The sequence below is a fragment of the Vibrio methylphosphonaticus genome (assembly GCF_023634655.1).
GTDB lineage: Bacteria > Pseudomonadota > Gammaproteobacteria > Enterobacterales > Vibrionaceae > Vibrio > Vibrio methylphosphonaticus.
Window position 1 is genome coordinate 1 of record NZ_JAMKMS010000017.1, and the last position, 23979, is coordinate 23979.

At 42.9% G+C, this 23979-nt stretch carries 21 protein-coding genes and 1 pseudogene; 11 read left to right on the top strand and 11 right to left on the bottom strand.

From position 1 onward, the window contains the following. Positions 1–220: 220 nt before the first annotated feature. The 4 genes from M9196_RS17920 to M9196_RS23750 all read right to left on the bottom strand — a co-directional run bounded on the left by M9196_RS17920 (position 221) and on the right by M9196_RS23750 (position 4530). Positions 221–1804, bottom strand: a complete 1584-nt coding sequence (locus tag M9196_RS17920) for a bifunctional aspartate transaminase/aspartate 4-decarboxylase (protein WP_250618887.1) — start codon at positions 1802–1804, stop codon at positions 221–223. A 227-nt stretch (positions 1805–2031) separates the two neighbouring features. Beyond that, positions 2032–3405, bottom strand: a complete 1374-nt coding sequence (locus tag M9196_RS17925) for an FUSC family protein (RefSeq protein WP_250618888.1) — start codon at positions 3403–3405, stop codon at positions 2032–2034. Then, complete coding sequence (locus M9196_RS17930) at positions 3395–4285, bottom strand: HlyD family secretion protein (RefSeq protein WP_250618889.1); 891 nt, start codon at positions 4283–4285, stop codon at positions 3395–3397. The genes M9196_RS17925 and M9196_RS17930 overlap by 11 nt, the downstream gene beginning before the upstream one ends. A gap of 20 nt (positions 4286–4305) precedes the next feature. Continuing rightward, the gene (locus M9196_RS23750; RefSeq protein ID WP_406707700.1) at positions 4306–4530 is read right to left on the bottom strand and encodes a DUF1656 domain-containing protein; all 225 of its coding nucleotides are present in this window, start codon (positions 4528–4530) and stop codon (positions 4306–4308) included. A 366-nt stretch (positions 4531–4896) separates the two neighbouring features. Here M9196_RS23750 and hflX point away from each other — a divergent pair, with 366 nt between their 5' ends. Beyond that, on the top strand, positions 4897–6234 hold the full coding sequence (gene hflX, locus M9196_RS17935) for a GTPase HflX (protein WP_250618890.1): 1338 nt from the start codon (positions 4897–4899) through the stop codon (positions 6232–6234). A 203-nt stretch (positions 6235–6437) separates the two neighbouring features. On the opposite strand, the pseudogene M9196_RS17940 reads toward hflX, so the two are convergent. Together M9196_RS17940 and focA are read right to left on the bottom strand one after the other, a co-directional pair. Continuing rightward, positions 6438–6989: pseudogene (locus M9196_RS17940) on the bottom strand (CBS domain-containing protein); the annotation flags it as partial. A gap of 952 nt (positions 6990–7941) precedes the next feature. Further along, on the bottom strand, positions 7942–9390 hold the full coding sequence (focA, locus tag M9196_RS17945) for a formate transporter FocA (RefSeq protein WP_250618891.1): 1449 nt from the start codon (positions 9388–9390) through the stop codon (positions 7942–7944). Between the two features lie 388 nt (positions 9391–9778). On the opposite strand from focA, the gene M9196_RS17950 reads away from it, so the two are divergent. Both M9196_RS17950 and M9196_RS17955 read left to right on the top strand, forming a co-directional pair. Then, a complete protein-coding gene (locus M9196_RS17950) occupies positions 9779–10684 on the top strand; it encodes a LysR substrate-binding domain-containing protein (protein WP_250618892.1) in 906 nt (301 codons plus the stop codon). A 128-nt stretch (positions 10685–10812) separates the two neighbouring features. Continuing rightward, positions 10813–11289 carry a DUF1097 domain-containing protein gene (locus M9196_RS17955; RefSeq protein WP_250618893.1) on the top strand — a complete coding sequence of 159 codons (477 nt, stop codon included), beginning with the start codon at positions 10813–10815 and terminating at the stop codon, positions 11287–11289. A 203-nt stretch (positions 11290–11492) separates the two neighbouring features. Here the strand turns inward: M9196_RS17955 and M9196_RS17960 are convergent, their stop codons facing one another. After that, a complete protein-coding gene (locus tag M9196_RS17960; protein ID WP_250618894.1) occupies positions 11493–13124 on the bottom strand; it encodes an ATP-dependent endonuclease in 1632 nt (543 codons plus the stop codon). A 252-nt stretch (positions 13125–13376) separates the two neighbouring features. Between M9196_RS17960 and M9196_RS17965 the strand changes: the two genes are divergently transcribed. Then, positions 13377–15074 (top strand): bifunctional metallophosphatase/5'-nucleotidase, encoded by a 1698-nt coding sequence (locus M9196_RS17965; RefSeq protein WP_250618895.1) that lies wholly within the window; start codon positions 13377–13379, stop codon positions 15072–15074. Positions 15075–15443: 369 nt separating this feature from the next. Further along, on the top strand, positions 15444–15635 hold the full coding sequence (locus M9196_RS17970) for a hypothetical protein (protein ID WP_250618896.1): 192 nt from the start codon (positions 15444–15446) through the stop codon (positions 15633–15635). A gap of 20 nt (positions 15636–15655) precedes the next feature. Here M9196_RS17970 and M9196_RS17975 read toward each other — a convergent pair whose 3' ends face one another. Continuing rightward, a complete protein-coding gene (locus M9196_RS17975; RefSeq protein WP_284677219.1) occupies positions 15656–16339 on the bottom strand; it encodes a tRNA (adenine(22)-N(1))-methyltransferase in 684 nt (227 codons plus the stop codon). Positions 16340–16542: 203 nt separating this feature from the next. Between M9196_RS17975 and M9196_RS17980 the strand changes: the two genes are divergently transcribed. Beyond that, complete coding sequence (locus tag M9196_RS17980) at positions 16543–16824, top strand: hypothetical protein (RefSeq protein WP_250618898.1); 282 nt, start codon at positions 16543–16545, stop codon at positions 16822–16824. Between the two features lie 305 nt (positions 16825–17129). Here M9196_RS17980 and M9196_RS17985 read toward each other — a convergent pair whose 3' ends face one another. After that, positions 17130–18365 (bottom strand): leucine-rich repeat-containing protein kinase family protein, encoded by a 1236-nt coding sequence (locus M9196_RS17985; protein ID WP_250618899.1) that lies wholly within the window; start codon positions 18363–18365, stop codon positions 17130–17132. Positions 18366–18557: 192 nt separating this feature from the next. On the opposite strand from M9196_RS17985, the gene M9196_RS17990 reads away from it, so the two are divergent. Both M9196_RS17990 and M9196_RS17995 read left to right on the top strand, forming a co-directional pair. Continuing rightward, positions 18558–19256, top strand: coding sequence for a pseudouridine synthase (locus tag M9196_RS17990; RefSeq protein ID WP_250618900.1), 699 nt, complete (start codon positions 18558–18560; stop codon positions 19254–19256). 110 nt (positions 19257–19366) lie between these two features. Next, positions 19367–19750, top strand: a complete 384-nt coding sequence (locus M9196_RS17995) for a nuclear transport factor 2 family protein (RefSeq protein WP_250618901.1) — start codon at positions 19367–19369, stop codon at positions 19748–19750. 162 nt (positions 19751–19912) lie between these two features. On the opposite strand, the gene M9196_RS18000 is transcribed toward M9196_RS17995, so the two are convergent. Continuing rightward, positions 19913–20170 carry a putative hemolysin gene (locus M9196_RS18000; protein ID WP_250618902.1) on the bottom strand — a complete coding sequence of 86 codons (258 nt, stop codon included), beginning with the start codon at positions 20168–20170 and terminating at the stop codon, positions 19913–19915. A gap of 245 nt (positions 20171–20415) precedes the next feature. Then, positions 20416–21888, bottom strand: coding sequence for a DUF3943 domain-containing protein (locus M9196_RS18005; RefSeq protein WP_250618903.1), 1473 nt, complete (start codon positions 21886–21888; stop codon positions 20416–20418). Positions 21889–22138: 250 nt separating this feature from the next. Here M9196_RS18005 and M9196_RS18010 point away from each other — a divergent pair, with 250 nt between their 5' ends. From M9196_RS18010 to M9196_RS18020, 3 genes are all read left to right on the top strand, one after another. Then, complete coding sequence (locus M9196_RS18010; protein WP_250618904.1) at positions 22139–22657, top strand: NUDIX hydrolase; 519 nt, start codon at positions 22139–22141, stop codon at positions 22655–22657. A 16-nt stretch (positions 22658–22673) separates the two neighbouring features. Beyond that, entirely contained in the window at positions 22674–23330 is a 657-nt protein-coding gene (locus tag M9196_RS18015) for a potassium channel family protein (protein ID WP_250618905.1), read from the top strand. A 172-nt stretch (positions 23331–23502) separates the two neighbouring features. After that, complete coding sequence (locus tag M9196_RS18020; protein WP_250618906.1) at positions 23503–23979, top strand: LabA-like NYN domain-containing protein; 477 nt, start codon at positions 23503–23505, stop codon at positions 23977–23979.

A 23979-nucleotide genomic window follows, 5' to 3' on the forward strand; every position in this document is an offset into this window, starting at 1 on the left:
TTATATAAAATCAGTGTTTAACAAAAATATACTTAACCAGAAGTGATAAAGGTGATTTCTAGGTGTTGCAGAGAGGGTGAATAATCAGGATTGGAATGCGTTTATCTGTAGGGTTAAATAAAAATGCCTCGCAATATCCTGCGAGGCATAGACTAATATTAACATTGAGTAACTATTGAGTAGCTATTAATACTCAATAGTTACTAACACCAGAGAGTTATTACGAGCAAAACTCTGCGTAGTATTCGTCTAGGACTCGACGAGTCTCACGGCCTATGAGCTCATACTCGTGATGAGTGAGGTTAGCTAAAGAGACACGTACCGATGCGTGAACCACATCAAAACCTTTACCCGGTAATAGTATAACGCCTGTCTCCTGAGCCAGACGGAACAAGAAATCTTTACCTTTGTTATTGGCTTTAAACCAGTTCACAAAGGCTTCGCCGTAAAGCTTACCGCCCAGAGTGTCCAGTTCCAATAAGGTGTAATAATCAACACGGTCAGCATCCTCTTCGACTGTAATGCCCATATTTTCATAAAGCGTGTTGTAGCGCTCTCGGATGATACGTTTGCACGCGTCTTTGTACTTATCTTCTAAATCCATTAGACAGTTCAGAGAGAACATCGCCATTTGAACTTGTTGTGGCAGTGATAAGCCAGCGGTGTGGTTTAGTGCAACTGCGCGGCTATCAGCAACGATTCGGTCGATAAATTTAATATCTCTAGGCGTTGGTGTTAGCGTTTTGTATCGGTCATCGAGCTCAAGTTGATGTGCTTCCGGTAAGGCGCGCATCGCATCATCAAAAACATTACATTCTTGAATAGCGATAGTGCCTAGACGCCAACCTGTCGCCCCAAAGTATTTAGAGAATGAATACACACAAAGCGTGTTGTATGGAAGTTTGGCAAACAGTGACACAAAGTTGTCAGCAAACGTGCCGTAAACATCGTCGGTAATGATGAAGAGATCTTTTCGTTTCTCCTCAACAAATCTAGAGAGTCGATCCAACGTCTCATCTGAAAACTTCACTGATGCTGGGTTTGCTGGGTTTACCACGCAAAGTAGTTTGATATCTTCATCAGCAAGTTTTTCAATTTCTGACTGAGGCAGCTGCCATGTCTTTTCATCAAGACGAATTTCAACGATTTCCAGTTCGTATTCAGACAACTCTGGTATCTCTAAATATGGTGTGAAGATAGGGGTTGTTAGGGCTACTTTGTCACCTTTCTTCAATAGTCCATTGTGGAACATGGTCGCGAAGGTGTACGTCATTGACGCGGTGCCACCCTCAGTAGCAAACAAATCAAAGTCAGTCGATGTTGGCATTGGGCCATACATTTCTTCTGCGATGTATTGTTTTACAACTTTCTCTATGTTGACCAACATACGAGGAGGGACTGGGTAATTACAACCTAGGAACGCCAGTACGAGTTCATTCAAGAACACTTGCTTATCAATGCCTAAGCGGTCTTTAGCATAGCTTAGCGCCTTCACTAAGAACTTCGTACCTTCAGAGTGTCCGTATCGACTAACGAACGTATCAAAACGTTCAACAATTCCGTTTCCATCAGGGATACCGCCGAATCCAGCATCTAGATATGCATAGTTGCGTTCAGCTTCTTGCATCGAGAAATCACCAAGGCGTAAGAATGCATGACGAGGTAGAGTTGCAAGAAAATTAGGGTTACCTCGACCTGCATCCATAAGAGCACGGTCAGGGTTGGTTTTGGCGACCTCAATGAGTTTGTCTTTAAGTTCAAATGGGCTTAAGTTTTCAAATTGAGAAAAATCGAAAGTAGTCATAATAGTGATAACCTTTGTAATACTAAAAATATGAATGTAATTAATAAATTGATAAACACTGAGTAGTTAATGGTTCAATACAATTCTAATAATTGATAATTACGTCCTATGCTGGTAACGGGTTACCTTGTCCTGATGCAAATATAATACGTGATTAATTCACATGTAATAAATCGGTTTTGTAGGATCTTATCATCACTAATAGTAATGGATATAAGAAACGGAAATTAGCAAGTTGTTCGTTGATTAAACTGAATTAAGTCAATAAAAAACTTGGTTAAAGCCAGTGACATGAATACCATGATCACCATGATTATTGGTGTTTGTATGTCATAAGTTGGCGTCAAGTGGAGAGGGCCATTCGTCAATACAACAAGTAGTTGAGGACCTATTACTTTCTGCAGTGGTTGTTTAAAAATGTCACAACCAATTGACATAATCAATAAGTTAATAAAATAGAAAAGTCCTAATTGCCAAGCTTCAGTCAGTGCAGGTAGCAGTAATACAAACTGAATGAGCACGAAAACCGAAAAAAATAAAAAACCGCCTATTATATCGTGCATTATAGTTCGAGGCATTGAAGTTATAGTATTGGCTAATACGCAAGCTAACATTGGAAATGTTGTGCCACCCGGCACCGGGAGATACATCCAAATTGCGAACGCACTGACGATAATACATACGTTTTGCAGTGTTATCACCAGCCTTTGTTTATAATTAGTGAGTAACGTAGATTTTGGTTTAATTTTAGCGTTCAGGGAACTCAAGACGGTAGGGTCGCTTAAGAGTTTACTTGCTAATGAATCAATATCTAGTTCATCGAACGCTTTATAGTTGCCATATTTTTTGATGTTATTATAACGCTTACAGTGCGCTAAATATGCGTTATTATCTGTTTGTCTGAGTTGCTCAAAGCCTTCAATATAAGATGCTAATAGCAACCTAAAATATGGAAAGTTGCTTGTGACATTATAACTACCGCTTAGAGGCAGTTGTAGTAACGCTTTGGTGCGTTCGACGTTGAGATTAATCACGTCGAAGTCAACCTGATTAATCCCTTTAAATCGACCCGTAGAAATTGCGATGCGGTATTGTTTTTCAAGAATCTTGAATTGTGCTGCAATCACATCTTCTGTTTTCTGTGGCCATAAAAACGTATATACAAATGTAAAAACAAGCACACCTAATATGGTCTCTTGTAGGCGAATAATGGCAATATTGAATGTAGTGACATTATCAAAATTACCAACCATTGCGATCAGGGTACATACAGTAAAGGCCATCTTGAATAGGTAACCATGATAGACGCACCCGGATAAATAAACCAAAATCGCAGAAACGCTTACAAACGCAACAATAAAAGCAACGGGGCTCTGAGGAAAAAGAGCGACTAAAGTAAACGAAATCAATGTACCTAAAGCTGCGCCAAGTATACGTTGTTGGCCGGTTTTTAACGAATGCCCAAATGATTCGTTGGTCGATAGGACAATAACTGTGACGGCGGCCCAATACGGTTTTTCCCAACCAAAAGATAGCGCAAGAAGAAGCGCGACCGGTACGGATATCGCCAGTTTAAGTGCGTCTCGTGTATTAATCTTCATCGTTCTGCCCATGGTTTGGATATTTATTGATTAATACTGAAGCTGTTGCGCCAACAATAAGTTGAATGTCTTCAGGTGGGTTATCGAGTTTTACTTTGACTGGGATACGCTGTGCGAGACGAATCCACTGAAAGTTCGGGTTTACGTTTGGTAGCAAAAATGAACCCGTGCTGCCGTCAGATTTCGATATGCCATACCCCGTACTGGTTACGTGACCAATCAGTGGACTGTCTGGGTGAGACATAAGGGTAACTTTTGCAGATGAACCCTTACGAATATATCTAAGGTCAGTTTCTTCAAAGAAACCTTCGATCCAAAAACTGTCGTTATCGATAAGAGCAACAACCGGCTGATTAGCGACAACTTGCGACCCTTCCTTAAGATTTAAATTGGTTATGTAGCCGTCACTAGGAGCAGTAATGGTTGTGAAATCAAGGCTCAATTGAGCGGCTTCAAAGGAAGCTTGCGCTGCCTTTACATTTGCACGTGCGGTCTGAACATTGTTAGTTAAGTTGTTTAACGTTAACACTGGCACAGAGCCGGGCTTAAGCTTTTCTAGTGCAGACGAGCGCTTCTCTTCATTGATAGCACGATCAAGTAGTGCCTGTACTTGAAGAAGGTTGGCATAAGCTTGATCTTTCGTCGTTAGAAAGGTGCTCGGGTCGATCTTGAATAATAGATCGCCTTTGTTAACGAAGCTGTTGTCTTTTACGTTTAGTTCAACCACTGGGCCTGTAACCCGAGGGGTTATTTGAATAATGTCCGCGCGGACTTGTCCATCGCGAGTCCATGGATTTTGGATATAAGTTGAGTAATGGTCGAACGTAAAATAACCAGCAAAAGCTAGAACGGCGAATGTAGTAATAAGTTTCTTGAACACGGGAATACCTTTTTCTGTAGTTACGACCAAACGATATATTTATTGAGCAAAACAACGTAAATAGCGGCAATAGCGATCTCGACAAGTGCATAGCAGGCGAAGTGACGGTGCCATTTTCGTTTTACAATGAATCTGCTGGTAAGGAGTGCAAGCAAGTATCCACAAGTGCAAGTCAAAAGTAGCGGTGGGAAATAAATACCACCTAACTCAAGCTCATGTGGCATGGCGAACGTAAGTTCATTCATTGTGCGGTTATCCTCATACCAAATAATCTCATATCAGAAATTGTGTCTATAAAAGGTCACTGATATGTTCGATTGGGTAATGTTAAACGTTGCATGGATTGCTCACGAATCGTATATGGAGGATGGTATCCTCAGGTTGTATCCATCACCAAAAGGTGAGTGAGCGTGGATGATCGAGAGGAATGGACGATATTTTTGCGGCGAGCCTTATAATTTATTTCATTTATTCAATAGCTTAAAATATATAGAGCATCATTTAGTATTTAGCTCGTGGTTGCTCTATCAAGCTTGCGAATAACAGCGTAGGATCAGGCTCATTAAGACCCATTACTAGGTTTGCACCTAGGTGCATAAAGACATTCGATCATGAAACTAACCGCAAAAGCAGCACGCAATAATGCGTTACTTATTTCCATTACCACGCCGGAATTTAAAGGTGATGAAGCGAAAGAGTCTCTCGCAGAACTTGCTCGTTTAGTGACAACCTTAGGGTTTAAAGTGGTTGGCACCCAGTCGCAGAAGCAAAGCTCGACACAAAAAGCCAGTGTGCTTGGTGTGGGTAAGTTGGCTGAAATTGCTCAGTTGACGGGGTATCAAGGTTCCATAGAAGAAGCGGAATACGACGATCTTTTTGATGAAACCGATTTTTCAGATTTCGACGCTGAAACGTTGCCTTCTCAAACGGCAGATGTCGTGGTATTTGATTGTGACTTGAGCCCATCTCAACTTCGCAATGTTGAAAGCCAGTTAGGGGTAGAGGTTTTTGATCGCACAGGCATTATTATTGAGATATTCAGTCGTCATGCTCGTACTCGTACTGCACGCCTACAAGTTGAGATTGCACGTCTTAATTACTTAGTTCCACGGCTTCGCGAAACCGAAAATGGCGATAAAGAACGTCAGATGGGTCAGGGCGCCGGTGAAACATCACTAGAGTTAGATCGTCGAAAAGTGCGAGACCAACTTGCCGACCTAAAGCGCGAATTAGTAAGTGTACAGAGTGAACTAAAGAACCGACGCTCACAACGTTCGGAGCTATTTTGTGTTGCATTAGTTGGTTATACCAATGCGGGTAAATCATCCATGATGCGCGCTTTGACTGCCACGGATGTGGTGGGAGAAGACAAATTGTTTGCGACACTCGATACGACTGTCCGTGCGCTGCAACCCATTACTCAACCAAGGATCTTAGTTTCAGATACGGTTGGGTTCATCAAAAAGCTTCCTCATGACTTAGTCGCATCGTTCCACTCAACGCTTGCTGAAGCCCATGATGCTTCTTTGTTGCTGTATGTGGTTGATGCTTCCGATCCCTCATTCCGTACTCAACTTGATGTCGTTCATGATGTATTGGGGCAAGTCGGTGTAGAAGACAGTGAGAAGCTGTTGGTATTGAATAAATCCGACTGTTTGAGTGCTGAGCAGCAGCAAGCGTTGTTGGAAGAGTTCCCTGATGCGATGTTCACGTCGACTCGTGATCCCCTTGATATCAAAAAGCTGCACCAATACATTGTGAGCGTGGCTGAGCAAGGCATGATTGAAGAAGAAATTATCGTGCCTTATACCGCCAATGGTGTAGTCGGTGAGATTCGATCGAGCATGAGCGTGACGAAAGAAGAATATGATTATGAACATATTAAATTGACCGTACGCACCAGTGAAATTGAGCTGGCTAGACTGAAAAAGCGCATGCGGAATTTATAAGTGCTAATGGTAGTGGTGAAATAGCGTCGCGATAGTCGTAAAAAGTGTCACGATATTAGAGCCGCTTAGCCAATGATGATTAGACTTTTAAGCTCGATAAATCTTATCCTTTTTCCCCAGTTACAAAGGTGCCCCGGTTTTTACACCGGGGCTTTTTTGGCCAAACGACTTATTTCCTAACCAAAAACTTTAAAATGAGTGCATTACGCGGTGGCGCGTTCTGTTTCAACAATATTCAAGCGTTTGCCGTATGAAGGGCGAATGGCTTGCATGACTTCTAAGCGAGAGATACAGCCGACGAGTCTGCCGTCTTCCAAGACTGGTAACGTTTGTGGTTTGTTTACTTTCATTGCTTTTGCACGCTCTTCAAGAGACAGCGTGGTTAAGCTTGTTGCATAGCCCATTGATGATGTTGGATATAGCTGTTCTTTATCGATACATAGGGCTTCAATAACGTTAACTAACGTCTCTTTGGCGTTAATTGAGACAACATCACGATGCATTAGGTCGACGACTTTCTGGTCCTGCTGTGGGAGGTAATTCTCACACCAAAGATCCACCATCGCATCGTGCACGGAAAAGAAACCGATTAAACGTCCATTGGCATCCACGACAGGGGCACTGGTTTGATTGTTGTCTAATAGGGCATCCAGTGCGACGGATGTGAGTGTTTCAGCACTAAGAGCAATAGGTTGGTTGTTCATAATGTCTTTTACAATGATGTTGTTCATAACTGGTTCCCTTAATCTTGTTATAAGCCGCTATTTAAGTACGCCGCTTTGAGTTGTTTGCGTGCCGATACGACTAAACATAAACGTGATAATGTCGGCAGTTGCTGTGTTCGAAACTAGATTAAGGGATGATGACCTCTTGAGTAAAATGGGTAATATTGACTAAGGCGTTCAACATAATTGATGTCTCTTTGAAGCTAGGTATGACGGGCTTTGTGACATTTTTTAGCCGGTAATTATTTTAAATTATGGTGTTTGAGTATTCGTTTTTTTGGTCGATTTTTTAATCAATAACAAAGATGAATACCGCTAGTAAGAATCGTTGATGTTGCCGTTATTTAGCGTTTACCAGCTTTGTCATCTCTGAGCTAAACCTAGAGTTGGTCGGCGTAATTATTGCCAGCCTTGCTGTCCGTTATTCGTTAGCCGCCATGCGAATGACATATGCTCGTTTAAGGAGCGGGGGACGGTAGTTCTCTTAAAAAACGGTGTAAGCCTGTGTCTTATTCAACATCGTAATAAGCTAATAAGCTAATAAGCTAATAAGCCATAAGCTAATCAGTAAAGCCATTGAACACGATGATAAGTGGAGATAATGGGTCGCTAGTGTCAGTTTTGGTTTTTCACTGGGGTTCTAGCGTAGATGCGTGAAATTTGAGTCGCTAAATGTCATCCAGCGCACGTCACGATCTATTTGAGATTGAAAGAATGGAGCGTGGGTAGAAATACAGCGGGCAACAAAGAATAGCAGCGGGCTGGGTGAGATTGGCGTCAGGAACAGGTGTTCAGTCGAAAATGTGAGTGAAAATGGCTAGCGACAATGATGATTAACATCGCGATGTACTGTAGGGGCTTTGGGAAAGGGTTTTACAAAGTCTAGAAATAGGGTAGCCCCAGCTTTTACACTGGGGCTTTTTTGGCCAAACGACTTATTTTCCAACCAAAAACTTTTTAACTTTTACTGCGATTTTGAGCATTAAGCGGTTTCTAAACTGCGCTCAACTACGTTGAGGCGCTCACCGTATACTGGACGAATCGCTTTCATGACGTCTCCGCGAGATAGCACGCCAACTAATCTACCGTCGTCAAGTACTGGCAGAACATGCGGCTTATTCACTTTCATCGACTTTGCGCGTTCTTCTAAAGATAATGTGGTGTAGTTAGTTGCGATGCCCATTGAAGTGACAGGGAACAATTGCTCTTTATCAATACAAAGGAACTCCGCGACGTCGACTAGCTTTTCATTGCAGTGAATAGCAACAACGTCGCGATTCATTAGGTCGACAACCTTCTGACCTGTTTTCGGATTGTAGTTTTCACACCACAAATCAACCATCACATCATGAACCGAGAAGAAACCAACTAATCGCCCTTCAACATCAACAACAGGTGCGCTGGTTAAGTTGTGGTCAAGAAGTGTGTCAAGGGCAACGGCTGTTACTGTTTCAGCACTTAGCGTCACGGGTTGATGGGTCATAATTTCTTTTACGACGAGGGCATTATTCATAGTGCTTTCCTTAACTGACATTAGAGTGGTGGTTTGCGTAATTGCAGTGACATTCGCCGCTTTTAATTGCGGTCTACGGTAGATGCTCCAGTTAGCGAGTCCCACTAATACGGCGCCTCCAACGATATTGCCGAGCGTGACTGGTACCAAATTGTTAGCAACAAAGTGGAATGGGGTTAGATCAGCGTATTGACTCGCGTTTACGCCGACTGATGTCCAGAATTCTGCAGGTGCAAAATTTTGAATAACAATGCCAAGGGGCACCATAAACATATTGGCGACACAGTGCTCAAACCCGCTGCTGACGAACATAGCCACAGGCAAGACGGTCATTGCCGCTTTGGTCATTGCATTAGCTGAGCTAAAAGTAAGCCAAATGGCTAGACATACTAAGAGATTACAAAGCACACCCAGTGCAAATGCCTGTACCCATGAATGATGCAACTTATGTTGCGCGATATTAAGGGCATTGAGACCCCATTGACCGCTGTCCATTTGGTACAAACCAGCTGCAGAAACGATAAGTAGCAAGAACATCGCGCCAATAAAGTTTCCAACGTAGACTTTTCCCCATACCGACAGCATTTTGCCGAAAGTGATTTGTTTGTTCGCCCAGGAAATACTTGAAAGCACTGAGCTGGTAAATAGCTCACCTCCACAGATCACAATAAGAATTAGGCCCATACTGAAAGCCAAGCCGCCAGCGAAGCGGCTCATGCCCCATCCTGCGTCGGCACTGCCCGTCGTCACAGTGATATAGAATAAAAATGCGAGACCGATAAAAGCGCCAGCCATAATGGCGAGGCTCATTGTCATGCCGCTGGTTTTCTTAGCCTTACTTAATGCAAACTTCTCAGCTTCAGCCATCATTTCGACAGGAGAAAATAAGAGGTGATTATCGGAGTTGGAAGTTGCCATGGGTTACTCCTTTTCAATTAGTGTGTGTAGTCGTTCGCTCATTTCATAACTCCTTAATCTATTTGCGAAAACAAAGCTGATTGCCGTGTTCGAATCTAGATTAAGGGAGTTTATGGTTAGAGGTAAAATTGATAATTTTTAAAAACCACATCAAATTTATTGATAAGTACTGAGCACTAGGTAGAATAAGGGCTACAACGGATAACAGTCTGTTTTCTTGTTACTTTTCGATAAGGCTTTATATCGCAAGTTGGTGATAAATTGACCACCGGTGAGCGCGAGTCACTATTGATAAGAAAACTTGATATCCATAAATGACGTAAGCGCACAGTGAAGTGCGTTTATTTGTATCGATTTCAATCATCCTGACCTGTAGTAAGGAACAACTATGCGGTATTCATTAAAACAACTCGCCGTATTCGATGCCGTCGCTGACAGCGGCAGTGTAAGTCAAGCTGCAGATAAATTGTCTTTAACTCAATCTGCGACCAGTATGTCTCTAGCTCAGCTAGAAAAAATGCTTGGTCGCCCTCTTTTTGAAAGACAAGGTAAGCAAATGGCTCTCACGCATTGGGGAGTCTGGCTTAGACCGAAAGCAAAACGTTTATTGCAAGATGCGCAGCAAATTGAGATGGGTTTTTACGAACAGCATTTGTTAAGTGGTGAACTAAAGTTAGGTGCGAGCCAAACACCAGCGGAACACTTAGTGCCAGATCTTATTAGCTCTATCGATAATGACTTTCCAGAAATGCGTATCACGTTAGGTGTGCAAAGTACCGATTCTGTCATAGAAGGGGTGTTGGAGTATCAATACGATTTGGGCATTATTGAAGGGCGTTGTGATGACAACCGAATTCACCAAGAGACATGGTGCCGAGATCACTTGACGGTGGTTGCTGCGGCGCATCATCCGTATACAAAGCGTGACCGAGTCAGTCTTTCTCAGCTCGAACAAGCTCGTTGGGTGTTGAGAGAGCATGGCTCAGGTACGCGTAAAATATTTGATAGTTCCATTCATCATCTTATTGGAGATCTCGATGTTTGGCGTGAGTATGAGCATGTCCCAGTACTCCGTAACATGGTCGCCAGCAGCCAGTATCTAACTTGTTTGCCTTATTTAGATGTAGAGCGTTTTATCGAGGCAGGGCAGCTGGTGGCATTGAATGTCCCGGAGTTAGAAATGGAACGAACACTGTCCTTTATTTGGCGTGCCGATATGGCAGAAAACCCGCTTGCAGAGTGTGCTAAACGTGAAGGCATGCGGATGATGAAAGGTCGTCCATCAATTCTATAGCGTGATTGGTATCACATTAATGGTGAAACCAATTCTTTCGTACATTTTATGATGCGAGGTTGATCACTAAATATTGACGGTCTTTTGGCTATTCTAGTACCTGTGTTTACAAGTACTGGTGCAAAATAATGAGTCAATTGATCGCAATTTCGCTGACGACAGGCCTTCTTTCGGGAATCTGGGGATGGATTGCCATTTCATTTGGTCTGCTTTCATGGGCTGGATTTTTGGGTTGCACCAGTTATTTCGCCTCTCCGACGGACGGCGCCAGTGGACTGGCCAAAAGTCTGTTAACCAATATGTCTGGCGTTGTGTGGGCATTGGTCATTATTCATGGGTCTTCGCTGATTAACATGGAAATAGCAGGTTACGTGGTAACAGCATTGGTCTCATTTTGCATGTGTTTACAGGCTAAGCGTGCATGGCTTGGTTATATTCCCGGAACGTTTATTGGAGCGTGCGCTACGTTTGCCGCGGATGGTAACTGGCAATTAGTCGTTCCGTCATTGGTGTTAGGCGGCCTGTTTGGCTACGCAATGAAATCCAGTGGTTTGTGGTTACATGCAAACATCGCGCAGCGTGATGCTCAACTCTTAAAGCAATAGAATCTGGCACAGTCAAACGGACAATAACTACTGAGAAAACAAGTAAATGACTTACTGTAAGGGCTCATCAAGATTAGTGATGAGCCTTTTTTATGTTGGTGATGTGGTATGACCGTCTGCTAGACGAAGGGGTTACAATCAAAATAACAATGGACGTTATAAATGTAATCTTATTAGTTTTTCTTATTAACGCATTGAAAATATTATGTATTTCCGTTTGCCATGGTAATAACTCTCTTGAGAATCCAACGAATGATAAGTGGAATACTGTCGACGCCCCGTTGCTCGCATTCTCCGACAATTGCCAATGCTAGATCGGGTTTTGCGAACTTTTTCAAAACACGAACAACGACTTTATGAGGTGGAATAGGATGGTCATTAGGAATTTTGATTAATCCCTTAAAAAAGTCTTCAAAGCCATTGATATACAAGTAATGTTCGATATCACGTTCGGGCAATTCGGTTAAGTGATGACGAGGATGCTCTCCATCGAGTTGATTCATCACAGCCGCAGCGTATTTTTTTCCTGCCGCATCGCCATCGGTGACAACGTGCCAATCAATACCAAAGGTTTTGGCCACTTTAATCAGAGATTTTAAGCCAGATTGCGCGAACTCTATGATTTGTACGCCTTCTGCCGCCAAATTATAACCACTTAGATTGGCAAGTTCATTGAACAACCAAACCTCAGTTTCTCCTTCAACCAATAGCCAGCAACGAGCAAATAGCGCTCTGGAGCGATGAAAGCGAATATGAAAGCCTACTCGACGCAGCTCGTCTTTCGACAAGTGTTTGGTACTAAGACTTGTCGCCACCGTACGATCTGATTGACGGACTAAGCGACGTATAGACTGGATGGGCACCGTACCCAATAAGTCACTACTGTTTGTCGTCAGGATTTTCTGCATGGGTAGCATTTGTAGCAAACTCCAAGCTCGAGACAGGTGGGTGGGGTGTAAGCGACCTTCTGGATCTTCTAGTATCAAAATGGGTCTCGCACAGCGGCGAAGGTCATTAGGCCCTTTGGCCTGCAAATAGGCGTTAAGTAACCCAAGCAGTAGCAAGCGAGTTTGGTGGTTTTTGGTTTCATCGATAATGTTGACGAGGTTTTGTTCTGAGTGAGGGCGACTGAAGAACACGCCGTCGCGATTTTTGGTAGCGGTTTCACGGGAGTGACTTTTAAACGAGAAGTAGTGTTCAACCAAATCGCGCATGGTGTTCAAGCTACTTTTTATTTCACCTTTGTTAACATGTCCCGGCACGGCGAGAAGGCGGCGGCATGTGTTATTAATTCGTTTCTCAGCTTGTGAATTGTACAAACGCTCTTGTTCTATGGGATGACGGAAGCGACGTGAATCTCTAAGCCTAATAACTGGGTGTAATGTCATCAATTCTTGCGCGATTTTTTCTGAATGATGAAGGCGTAAGGTTTGTCCCTGTGTATCTAGAAAGGCGTAGTGTTGTGTCACATTGTATGCTTCGAGTGTGGCACTGATACGATAGTAAAATCGATAGGATCCATTTTCGTCGACTTGCCACACGGGCTTTAGCTTCCGGTATCGACCAGAGAGGGTTTCATTTTTTTCCGTAGTAACAAATGAGAGAACAATCTGTAGATGTTGAGTTTGTGGATGAGAGACGGAGTGGTCAACATGGAAGTCGGTCATTTCAAACTGATAGAGTTCGCCATCTGAGGGTAATACCACACAGATAGCATCTAGTAGAGACGATTTACCCCAGGTATTTTCACCGATCAGTGTTGTTAGGTCATCCAACGCAAGAGATAGGCGCTTGATGCCTCGAAAGCCAGAGATATCGATTCGGTCTAATTTCATTCAATTCTCCCGAGTGTTTCGCAAAATTGATATCACTAAAGTTCTAAGTGATGGTCAGTATCTATCTAAATTATAAGAAACTATTTATGATTTTGTTGGTCTCTTGCTCATAAAGTTATCTAATAACCGTAGATATTTAGTGTGATGTATATCTTATTAAGACCTGTATAATGCTGATGTGATTTCAAAAAATTCATTTGAATGTCACATTATGCTGGCTACCATCAGAGGGGAGAATTAAGAGATAATACTATGATAAAAACAACAACACCTCTCAAATTGACCATCGCGCATATCAACGATACGCATTCTTATTTTGAACCTACCTCCTTACAACTCAAAGTTCAGGTAGCCAATCATGAATTTCATCCCTTCGTCAGTGCGGGTGGATTTGCACGCATCAAAACCCGCGTAGAACAAATTAAAGACTCGCATAATAGTGATGACTTTCTATTTCTTCATGCTGGTGATTGCTTTCAAGGTACGTTGTATTTTTCACTCTTCAAAGGTGAAGCGAACGCGGAACTACTTAACGCCTTAGAGTTGGATGCGATGGCGCTTGGTAATCACGAGCTTGATATGGGTAACGATCCGGTTGGACAGTTTGTTCGAAGTATTCATTTCCCATTTCTAGCGGGTAACTGGAACCTATCACAAGAAGGCAGAAAGGCCTTTTCCCTTAAGGGACAGCCAAATGTTTATGATTATGAGCCAATAACAAAAACAGCACGTTGGATCGAAAAAGCCGTTAAGGGAGACAAGGTAGCGATTTTCGGACTATCAATTGACAAGATGGCCGATATTGCCAATCCAGATAGCGATACTGTTTTTGAAAACGCGATTTTAACGGCAAAAAATACCATTCAAGCTATCCAAGATTCAGGCGTTAATAAGATTATTCTACTTAGTCATCTTGGTTACGATGCTGACCTTGATTTGGCGAGTAAAGTTGATGGAGTGGGCTTGATTATTGGCGGGCACAGTCATGTGCTGCAAGGGGATTTCTCACGCTTGGGTTTAGTAAGTAAAGACCCATATGGCATAAAAATTGGTGATACCTATGTTGTTCAGGCAGGGCACCATTCTATGACGATGGGACACTGTGAGATTGAGTTTGATGAAAATGGTGCGGTTAGTCAGTTCAGTGGGAAAAATGAACTCTTAGTCGGGCGCCGTATATTTATGGATGTCGATAGTGCCTTAACTGACGATGACTATGATGCGGTAAAAGCAACCGTACAAGGTCACGCTAATGTTGTTCAGTGTCGAAAAGATGAGCGAATCAAAGCGATTTTAAGAGACAAATACCAACCTAGAGTGAGAGCGTTGCAGCAAAGTATTGTTGCATCGTTACGTCGTCCACTTCGCCATATACGCTTACCTGATAGTCAAGGTGGCAGTCAGATCGCACCCTCCGTCGCGGAATCATTTCACTATGCGATGACCCAATTAGGTTATTCTCCTGAGTTTGCCATACACAATGCGGGTGGCGTAAGGAACTCACTTAACGCTGGTGATATTTCTGTCGCCGATATCGCTGGTAAGTTACTGCCTTTTGCTGTCCCTATCGGAGTTTATGGTATACAAGGTTGCTACATACCTCTCATCATTGAGGGTGCAATTAATAATGCGACTGATAATGGGGTAGTTGGAACGGGATCGGGCAGTTACCCTTACACTTATCAACTTGAGTTTCATTATGACAAAGATGCGCCGATGGGTGAGAGGGTCAGCGATGTCTTTGTCGCGGGAAGACCACTGGACAGTACTCGTTTATATACTGGTACATCAAGCGCTTATACCATGAAAGGCAAAGAAGGCTACGACGCCATCCTTAATATGCAAGATGAAGGGGTTGTCACGAATTGGTCTATGTCTGACTGTTTTATTAAGTTATTGAAAGATAAACCGGAAAGATTAACTTTCGTGTCTCATTGTCAGAAACTGTAGTCTGAAACCTGCCACCAAACGCTAAATTGGTATCTTTATTGCAGTGTTTTAAGCGAACACTGTTATCGCTAATGGAACATTGATGTTGTTCAGTCAGTGATGCTCACAGCACTCTTTGGAGGCAATATGTGGAATAAAGATTGGTTTGATGTCGCGGTTGTGGCTAGTTGGGTTGGGGTATGGCTAGTGATGCTGTACTTCATGCCAAGTGGCGGCATGATATAAAAGATGATTTTAAAAGTAGTCAATAAAAAGCGGATGGAGACATCGGCTTTTTTGTTTATTGATAACTGATAACTGATCACTGATTACTGAGTGCAATGAGTCAATCGCTTGCGAAAAAGAACAAGGTAAAGGCCAAGGAAGAAAGTGGCCGAGTACAACTTTCTCTCGGCCATTCCAGACGCGCAAGCAAAGGCGTTCTATAACAAGTTAAGAAATACGGCTCGCCCAGTCAAGCTTCTAAGTCCTGTAATGGCAGAGAATCTCGATATGTCATACGGATACCTAAAGATGTGCGGTGCACTTAACATTTTTGGCGCTCACTCTGGCGCTCGTTGACTGCTGGCTTTGAGTGAATGTTACTTATCACCAATAGAAACTTGTCTGTAATCTTTCAAGATCGCGGCAACGTCTGATTTACCACCACTTTGAATACGCTCATAGTGGCGCAACGTTTTATCGAGATAATTTGCCGCTAATTCTGTTTGCTCTGAGCTATTCGTCTGCCATAGTTGCTTACCAACCGGACTAATGACATCGCCTTGCTTGCTATCATTTGTCACTAACATCACTTCGTAATAGCGCCGATTTTCCTCCACCAATGACTCATTGATAAGCCGCAAGCCATTTTTTATCAAGGTTTGACGAAGTGCATACTGATGGTGAACAGGGCACAAGAGAAAGTCGATCTCTAGTTGCGGATGGTCTCTATTAAGGCGGCTGACGAAGTCCATCATTAGGTCTCCTCCTACGCCGGCAATGACGACTAAATGCCGGCCCTTGTATTTGGATAATGGTATCGTGGCGACGTCGATGCAATGGACGTAATACTCGGACGATGAAGCTGAGTAAAACTGCTGGAGTTTATCTTCAAGTGCCGCCATTAACTTAGGAACAATATCGACAAAATGGATGTGTTGCGCGGCATTACGGTCTAGCAAAGCCGCACCAAGAAACCCGTGATCGCAACAGCAGTCCCAAATATGAGTGTAATTTGAAGCGATCATATGATCGATCTGCGACAGCCTTCTACTTAGCTTCAAGGTAAGTACCTATACGTTTAGATGATGAAGAATTTTAGGAAATTGCGCGCATTGTAATGGTTTTCTCACCGTTAGCGAAGTAGTCTGGTTATATTGACTTTAGCTCAACCAAATTAGCAATATCAGAAGGTTAGACTGGGAATAAGCTATCAATCTTTTGATGCAACCGTTATAGCGTACTTTGAAAAATAACAAGGAGTGGTATGAACGTAGATAAAGCGAAAAAGCGCATTGCGAAACAAGTAAAAAAAGGCTTTAAAGGTTACCCACAAATAACATTGGAGTATCGTGGGGAAAGCGCAGAGAGAGCATCTGAGGTGGTGATTCAGTTTGTACAAGCTGAGGGCGCTCAAATTCAAGAGGAATTGTTTTCGAGTACAACAGATGCAAGAAATGATGAAGTCATTCAGTCGGTAATTGTGAAAATCATTGAGCGAGCTAATGCCAGTTCAGTCATTGAGGTCGAAGGGGTTTCGGTAATTTAATGGCTTTATTGGTAAGTTTATGGCTTTATCGGTCAATTAATTGTTTTATCGGTAAGCTAAGTGCTTTATTGCTAAGTTCATCGAGGTGCTAATAAGTTAAGTACTGTTGTACTAAGGTAAGTGCGCTATCACTAAGCTAAGTGCTCTATCACCTAGTTAATAGTTGTCGCGTTAACGTAATAGCCGTCCACCGACTTTTGCACCCATTAGGCACCAAACGTGTCGTGCTTAATGGGGCAATGATATTCGCCTATGTAGAACAAATAGCCATGTAGTTTTAACTAGAAAGAGGAAAAGAAAGGCGGTTACGTTTTATTGCGTAAGGTCTTGTATTTCTGGCTATTAATATCTTGCTTAGCACAAATGCTTAGCAGGTCGTCAATGAAGTACTTAAGTGCCCGCTCTTCAATGATTCTGACTTGGTTTTGTTGCTGACTTGATAGCATGTGGTACATGGTGGCCGCACCAAAATCACCAAATATGATATTGCCTGTCTCATCAACCAGCGTGTTGTGTGCATACAGGTCGCCATGACATACTTGGTTTGAATGCAAATGTTCAAACACTTCTTCCATCTGCGTCACGATTTTTTCAATCATTTTAATTGGCAAGGTAAAGCCCGGCTCAAAGGTGTCTCGTGTACAGCTGTTTAGGCAAGGCGGTAAGCCCAAGTTTTTATAGTGAGCCGGGATTAAGTTCATGATCAGAGCTAAGTAGCCTTCCTCATGCACTTGCGCTAAAGATTGAACAAGATTGGGATGGTTGCCAACTTTTAGGCAGGCTTGTAATTCATCTTCTGGGTACCCATCGCTCGTCACTTCGCCTTTAAATACTTTAACCGCGATGTCTTGTGGCAGTGTCGGCTGCGGTTGGTTCCACGTTGCCTTAGAAATCACACCCGATGCGCCTTGTCCTAACGTTTCCTGTAACGTAAAGCTGGTGGCTTTGACTTTAGGAACAGACTGGATACTAATGTCGGATTGGCAAAATGGGTTTCCCGCGAAGGCAAGCCATGCCAGTTTAGGTAAGGATAATAATGCGTCTGGACATTGCGCTAACTGGTTGGCGGAAATCCGAACCAGTTCAAGGTTATGCAGGTTCACCATCGTGCTTGGCAGCGCCGTTAAGCGGTTTCCGGCTAGGGCTAACTTTTGTAATCGAGGTCGTTCACCTAACGAGTCAGGCAGCGATGGAATCTGGTTATCCGTGAGAATAAGCCAACGAAGGCGCTTGGGTAATGAGTCTGCCGGAACATTATTGATTTGGTTCGCTTTAAATCCAACCATCTCTAAGTTTGGGCAGCGACCTAATACGGGAGGTAACGTTGTAAATCGATTATTTGACGCAAAGACGATTTTCAGTTTGCTGAATGTCTCTAGTTCGTCTGGCAGCGATGACAGCTGGTTATTAGACAAATCAAGCACTTCTAAGCTTTCGGCAAGCGATAATATCTCTAATGGGAAAGTGGTCAATGATTCAGATAATTTGAGATGAGTGATACCAGAAAGTTCGCCCGATTGGAGCTGAGAAAGCGTCTGCAAAATGATTCGTCCATACTAAAGAGTGATTTCAAACATGGCTAGTCTACGCGAAAGACCCTTAGGTTGTGTAGAGTAAAGCGAAATTAACGTGAGAATTGGTTTTCAAAGGCGTCTATTTCTTGGTACGAGTGGACTTGCTAATCACTACTGAGTGCGCATAATGGCGGAAAATATTGTTAGGAGAGTAATGGAATGCGGTTAGACCGATTTGTCTGTAAAAGTACTATGCTGACTCGTGTCCAAGCCAGTTCGGCGATTGAGCGAGGTGAGGTGTGCGTTAATGGACAAACGATGACCAGTGAACGAGCTCAGGTCCATGAGAATAACCTAGTGACACTGAACGGTGTTGCGCTATCTTGTCGTCCTTTTCGCTATCTACTGCTAAATAAGACGGCGGGGACAATTTGCTCAAATATCGATGAAGTCTACCCATCACTATTCAATAATATTGATATTGAACATCGTGATGAACTCCATATCGCTGGACGCTTAGATGCCGACACAACAGGGTTGGTGCTCATTACCGATGATGGTCGTTGGTCCTTCAATATTATTACGCCTTCGAAACAGTGCAGAAAAGTCTATCGAGTTGGTTTATCAAAAGCTATTGATCTAGATGCCGCCGATAAGTTTAAACAGGGGATCCAGCTGCAAGGAGAGGAGAAGCTGACTAAACCTGCCCTCCTAGAGATGATTACCCCTAAGGACGTACGCTTAACGATAACTGAAGGCAAATTCCATCAAGTGAAACGAATGTTTGCCAGCATTGGAAATAAAGTGGTGACACTTCATCGTGAGCGAATTGGTGATATACAGCTGGATGTTATGCCTGGTGAGTGGCGCTATCTAACGCAATTAGAGATAGAAAGCTTTTCTGACAAAGACCTTTAACAGGATGGTCAGCTGCTGTATTGAGTGATTGTTATGCGGAGATTGAATAACTGGCATTTGTGGTGAACAAGGCCTACGGTTTAGCATAAATGCGAATTCGAAGGTGGGTTATGAACAGTCAGATTGAACAAAATAAAAAGCACGCGGTTGAGTTTTATCAAATGGCGTATTTGGGTTCTCCAACCAAAGCGGTCGAGCAGTATGTCGGTGATGAGTACATTCAACATAATCCAGTTGTCATGGATGGAAAGCAGGGATTTATTGAATATTTTAAACAAATGGCTACGCAACATCCTAAAAAGAACATCGATTTTTTACGTGTGATTGGCGAAGGCAATTTAGTGGCATTGCATACTCACCAACAGTGGCCCGATGGCGACGAGTACGTCACGATGGACTTTTTTCGGTTTGATCATGACGGAAAAATCGTAGAACACTGGGACGCGATTCAACAAGTGCCAGAACGTTCATTGAATGGTCACTCAATGTTCTAACACGATTTTTAGTGGAATGTGTTTTAGCTTATCTATCAAGCGTCACGCATTTGTTTGGATGTATTGAGGGTGGAGCGAAGGAAACGAAAGCGGTTAGATTCACGTGGTTAAATGAAAGCATATGAATAATGGGCACTGCTGTCGAGTGCCCATTATTAAGTGTTACTTTTCTTCTTCTTTATTTCTATTTTCATAGTAGTCCCAAACGGTGTATTTTTCTTCGTCTGAGATAATGCAGTAAGGAACACGCTTACCGTTTTCGGATACACGTGCCAGTTTATTTCCTTGCTCAACACAATAAATATACGCTGGGTCGCTAATGGTTGTGATTTCATCGACATCATATTCGTCAGGCTCACTTGCACAACCTGCCATAATACCTACTGCAATCGCACCAATCATCCATTTTGCTGTTTTCATTCGTTCTCCTAGTTGGAAATCTGGCTTTTGGTTAAGTGTAGGAGATCTCAGAGAAAAAGTGTTTTGATTGGGTCAAAATATTTACAATTAATCGACAAATTGTTGAGATATCGAGTTTGTGCCTACAATTCCTACAACGTAGTGCGTTAAGCTTGATCTTCAAGTCGCTTAATCTTCAAGACACTAGGGACTTGATGCCCTTTGGCGTAGTCATTTTCACGACTAACCAAAGGGACGGTTGTTGATTAGATGTACTTATTGCCTTCACCAAAGCGGTAAATCAAACGAGAACCCATTATATGGTCTCGCGCACCGGAATTGCGGTGATAGGCGTATTTCCAGTCAGCTTGCAGCGACCAATTGGCATTGAGTGAGTAATGAACACCTGTGCCTATATTCCACTGTAATTTTTTCGTATCACGATCTTTATCAAGCATTGCCTCACCGACGCCCGCATTGATGTATGGCTTCACAGGACTGCCAGGGAGTAAATAGTATTGAAAGTCTAAACTGTAGTTTTCATAAACGTGTTTTTGATTACTGACCGTTGATTCGTAGTTGCCTTGCATATAGCCAAGACGTGTTGAGAACTGCTCGGTGAAGTAAAGTCCTAACGTAAATGCTGGAGCGAAGTCATTTTTGAGGTTACGTTCTTTGTCTAACTGAGGGTAAGCAAACCCTGCGCTGACGCCGACAATACCGTATGTGACCGGATCATCCGTGTATTGGTGGTAGTTTTTCTTCTGACGACGTTTCAAACTGTCATCGGTTTCACCTGCGCCGAAGGCATACTGCACTTGAACTTGGTATTTCGTTTCCACTTCGCCGTTTCTAAGTACATTAGAATGCGCGCCAACAAATCCAGTACCCGCTTTTACGATTTCTCTACCGGCAACGTTATTCACTCCGCGCCCTAGGCTGTCAACAGGGTCTAAGAAGAAGAGGGCCGTCGACCCAAGCGCATCCGATCCCCAAACCGTACCGCCACCAAGGCGAATTTCTTTTTCTTTGTTAAACGCCCACTCACCATATACCCAACCAAGGGTAGGGGTGACGACAAGATCTTGAATTGATGGGATTTCTGCAAAGGCTTCTATGCCGTATTCCCAGTAGAATGTGGACATTAACGTGGAATACATGAAAGCATCCCATTGGCGATAGCCTGATTTCCTCGCCGCTTGGTAATAGACCCCACCAAAATATGGATGACCAATATAGTTGATAACGTGGTCATCTCGATCCCACACTGGACCAGATTGTACGTTGTCCCACCATTTGTTCATAAGTTGAACGTCATCTTTTTCCCAGTTTGTAATGGACTCAGGCATAAGTGCTAACACACCCGCAACCCCTACACCATATGCAAAAATGGACTTGGTTTGCGACCAAAGGCGTTCGCTGTCTTCACCGTTTTGAGGGTTAAACAGAGACACTTGGTAAGGGGAATCATAAAAACTGACTTGCTCAACGGTGGTCTCATTCTGACGCAGTTCTTCAAAACTACTATTGGTATCAATAGAGCGATAGCCAAGTTCGTTCCAAGTGCGATATTGCTGCGCAGTCAGCGCTTGATGGCTTAGTGGATCTTCAGCCGCAACGGCTTGCTTTAGTAAGTCTTCTTGAGTCAGAGCTGAATTGTCAGTATTGACTTCTACTTGTTGCGTTGCATTCGCCCAAGGGATAAATAGGCTTGTGAGAGCAAGAGTGATGACAGACAATTTTACCAGTGACTTTGGTGTAGTCATTTTGGCAGAGGGGGTAATTCTCGTTGGATAAACATTCATAATATAAAGGGAGTTAGCTCAAAGTGTAGTGTTTAGTTGCTTAACATCCCTTTAAGCGAGGGAGTGATAATACAGCGTTCATTTATGATAGTCCCTTGTGAAATAACAATAAAACTGTGTCAAAGTGTAAATGTTCATTTGTGTGATAGACTTCTCGCAGTATTACCACGTTGTTGAGCAAAACATGAGAAAGATTACGACTGCGATTCACCCCGATATCGATCATTTGGATGACAAAAAAATTTACCATCGAAAGGCAACCCGAGCGATAGCGATAGATGGAGAACAGATCTTATTACTGTATACCGAGCGCTATCATGATTACTCGCTACCGGGGGGGGGGCTGGATGAGGGTGAGGATGTGATTGCAGGTATGGTCCGAGAATTAGAAGAAGAAACGGGCGCCCGCAATATTCACGGAATTAAGCCGTTTGGAATCTATGAAGAATTTCGTCCTTGGCATAAGAAAGATGCGGATATCGTGCATATGGTGTCCTACTGTTATTCTTGTAAGGTTGACCGTGAGTTAGGCAACACCGCTTACGAGGATTATGAAATTAAAAATGGCATGAAGCCAATTTGGATTAATATCCATGAAGCGATTGCCTTTAATGAGAAGACCATTGCTGAAAGTGATAAAAAAGGTATGAGTATCGAAAGGGAAACGTACCTGCTGCACTTAATCGCTAAAGAAATGCTGTAATTGAGGAGAGACAGTTTTGAAACTCGTGACGAAAGACGATAACTTTTTCTTTTTACTGGGCTCGCTATTAGTTCTATTTTTCCTGAGTGCTGTGGTCCATCAATTTAAAGACGATGCACAGTCGTATGTAATGGCGCTACTGGTACTTTGTATGTCTACGTCGATTGTCGGTGTACATCGTAAGCAAACTTTCTATCGCTCTTGGTATGCCGTGATGCTGGTGGTTATTGTTACCTCTGGGACCATCACTCTTTTTGAAAGTAAAGATCTGTCTTTAGTGACAATGTCAGCGATGTTGTGTTTTGTGCTCGCACAAACGTATTCAGCGCTAAAGCAGGTGGTGATGGCGAAAAGAGTCACGTTGAATCAAATCGTCGGATCGATTTGTGTTTATTTGTTGTTTGGGTTGAGCTTTACGTTTATTTATCTCATCCAGCTCGAGCTGTTTGTCGACCCTTTTAATGGGATAAGCCATAAACCATGGTTAGATAACTTATTTGAAGTGATCTATTTTAGCTTTATCACGCTCACGACAGTCGGCTACGGTGATATTTCGCCAACACTCGCCATTCCTAAATTTTTCGTCTTTTTGGAGTCTATCACAGGCAGCTTTTACTTAGCGATCATGGTAGCGAGCTTAGTGAGCAGTCATCTAGCGCAAAAAAATGAGTAAATGGGTATTGATTGAACGCATCGTCCGTTAATCTTTTATCCCGAGTAAGCCTCCAATTTATGATGATAATTGGAGGCTTTTTTTGAGGGGGATAGCGATATGTCGTTATCGGACGCATCCACGAGCAGCAGAGATCTGTTATGATGGAACAAAATCCGCTTAGGTTGAAGTTATGGAAACCATCGCAGTCCTTGTTGACGTCCAAAATATTTATTACACCACACGCCAAGCATTCAAAAGTCGTTTTGACTACAACGCGTTATGGCGCCAACTGTCTGACCAATATCAAATAAAATCGGCGAATGCGTACGCCATTTCCTCTACCGATCCTAAACAAAGACAGTTCCATCACATTTTACGAGGTATTGGCTTTAAGGTTCATCTTAAGCCGTTTATCCAACGCTCAGATGGCAGCGCAAAAGGGGATTGGGATGTCGGTATCGCTTTAGATGCAATTGAACTGGCTGCTGATGTTGATCGCATTGTTTTGTTGTCAGGAGATGGTGACTTTCAAATTCTCGTAGAGCGAATCCAACAGCGGCTCGGCAAGAAAGTCACGGTTATCAGTGCGCGCGCATTAACCGCTAATAATTTGATTGAAGTCGCTGACGACTATCAGCCCATTGACGATACATTGTTGATTTACTAA

What these genes read in the sequence shown, in the direction of transcription:
- M9196_RS18000 (WP_250618902.1), bottom strand. Translation starts at nt 20,170, where the DNA reads ATGAAAACAGCAAAATGGATGATTGGTGCGATTGCAGTAGGTATTATG.
- M9196_RS17925 (WP_250618888.1), bottom strand. Translation starts at nt 3,405, where the DNA reads ATGAAGATTAATACACGAGACGCACTTAAACTGGCGATATCCGTACCG.
- M9196_RS17995 (WP_250618901.1), top strand. Translation starts at nt 19,367, where the DNA reads ATGAACAGTCAGATTGAACAAAATAAAAAGCACGCGGTTGAGTTTTAT.
- focA (WP_250618891.1), bottom strand. Translation starts at nt 9,390, where the DNA reads ATGGCAACTTCCAACTCCGATAATCACCTCTTATTTTCTCCTGTCGAA.
- M9196_RS17960 (WP_250618894.1), bottom strand. Translation starts at nt 13,124, where the DNA reads ATGAAATTAGACCGAATCGATATCTCTGGCTTTCGAGGCATCAAGCGC.
- M9196_RS17955 (WP_250618893.1), top strand. Translation starts at nt 10,813, where the DNA reads ATGAGTCAATTGATCGCAATTTCGCTGACGACAGGCCTTCTTTCGGGA.
- M9196_RS17990 (WP_250618900.1), top strand. Translation starts at nt 18,558, where the DNA reads ATGCGGTTAGACCGATTTGTCTGTAAAAGTACTATGCTGACTCGTGTC.
- M9196_RS18010 (WP_250618904.1), top strand. Translation starts at nt 22,139, where the DNA reads ATGAGAAAGATTACGACTGCGATTCACCCCGATATCGATCATTTGGAT.
- M9196_RS17980 (WP_250618898.1), top strand. Translation starts at nt 16,543, where the DNA reads ATGAACGTAGATAAAGCGAAAAAGCGCATTGCGAAACAAGTAAAAAAA.
- M9196_RS17965 (WP_250618895.1), top strand. Translation starts at nt 13,377, where the DNA reads ATGATAAAAACAACAACACCTCTCAAATTGACCATCGCGCATATCAAC.
- M9196_RS17920 (WP_250618887.1), bottom strand. Translation starts at nt 1,804, where the DNA reads ATGACTACTTTCGATTTTTCTCAATTTGAAAACTTAAGCCCATTTGAA.
- M9196_RS18020 (WP_250618906.1), top strand. Translation starts at nt 23,503, where the DNA reads ATGGAAACCATCGCAGTCCTTGTTGACGTCCAAAATATTTATTACACC.
- hflX (WP_250618890.1), top strand. Translation starts at nt 4,897, where the DNA reads ATGAAACTAACCGCAAAAGCAGCACGCAATAATGCGTTACTTATTTCC.
- M9196_RS17950 (WP_250618892.1), top strand. Translation starts at nt 9,779, where the DNA reads ATGCGGTATTCATTAAAACAACTCGCCGTATTCGATGCCGTCGCTGAC.
- M9196_RS23750 (WP_406707700.1), bottom strand. Translation starts at nt 4,530, where the DNA reads ATGAATGAACTTACGTTCGCCATGCCACATGAGCTTGAGTTAGGTGGT.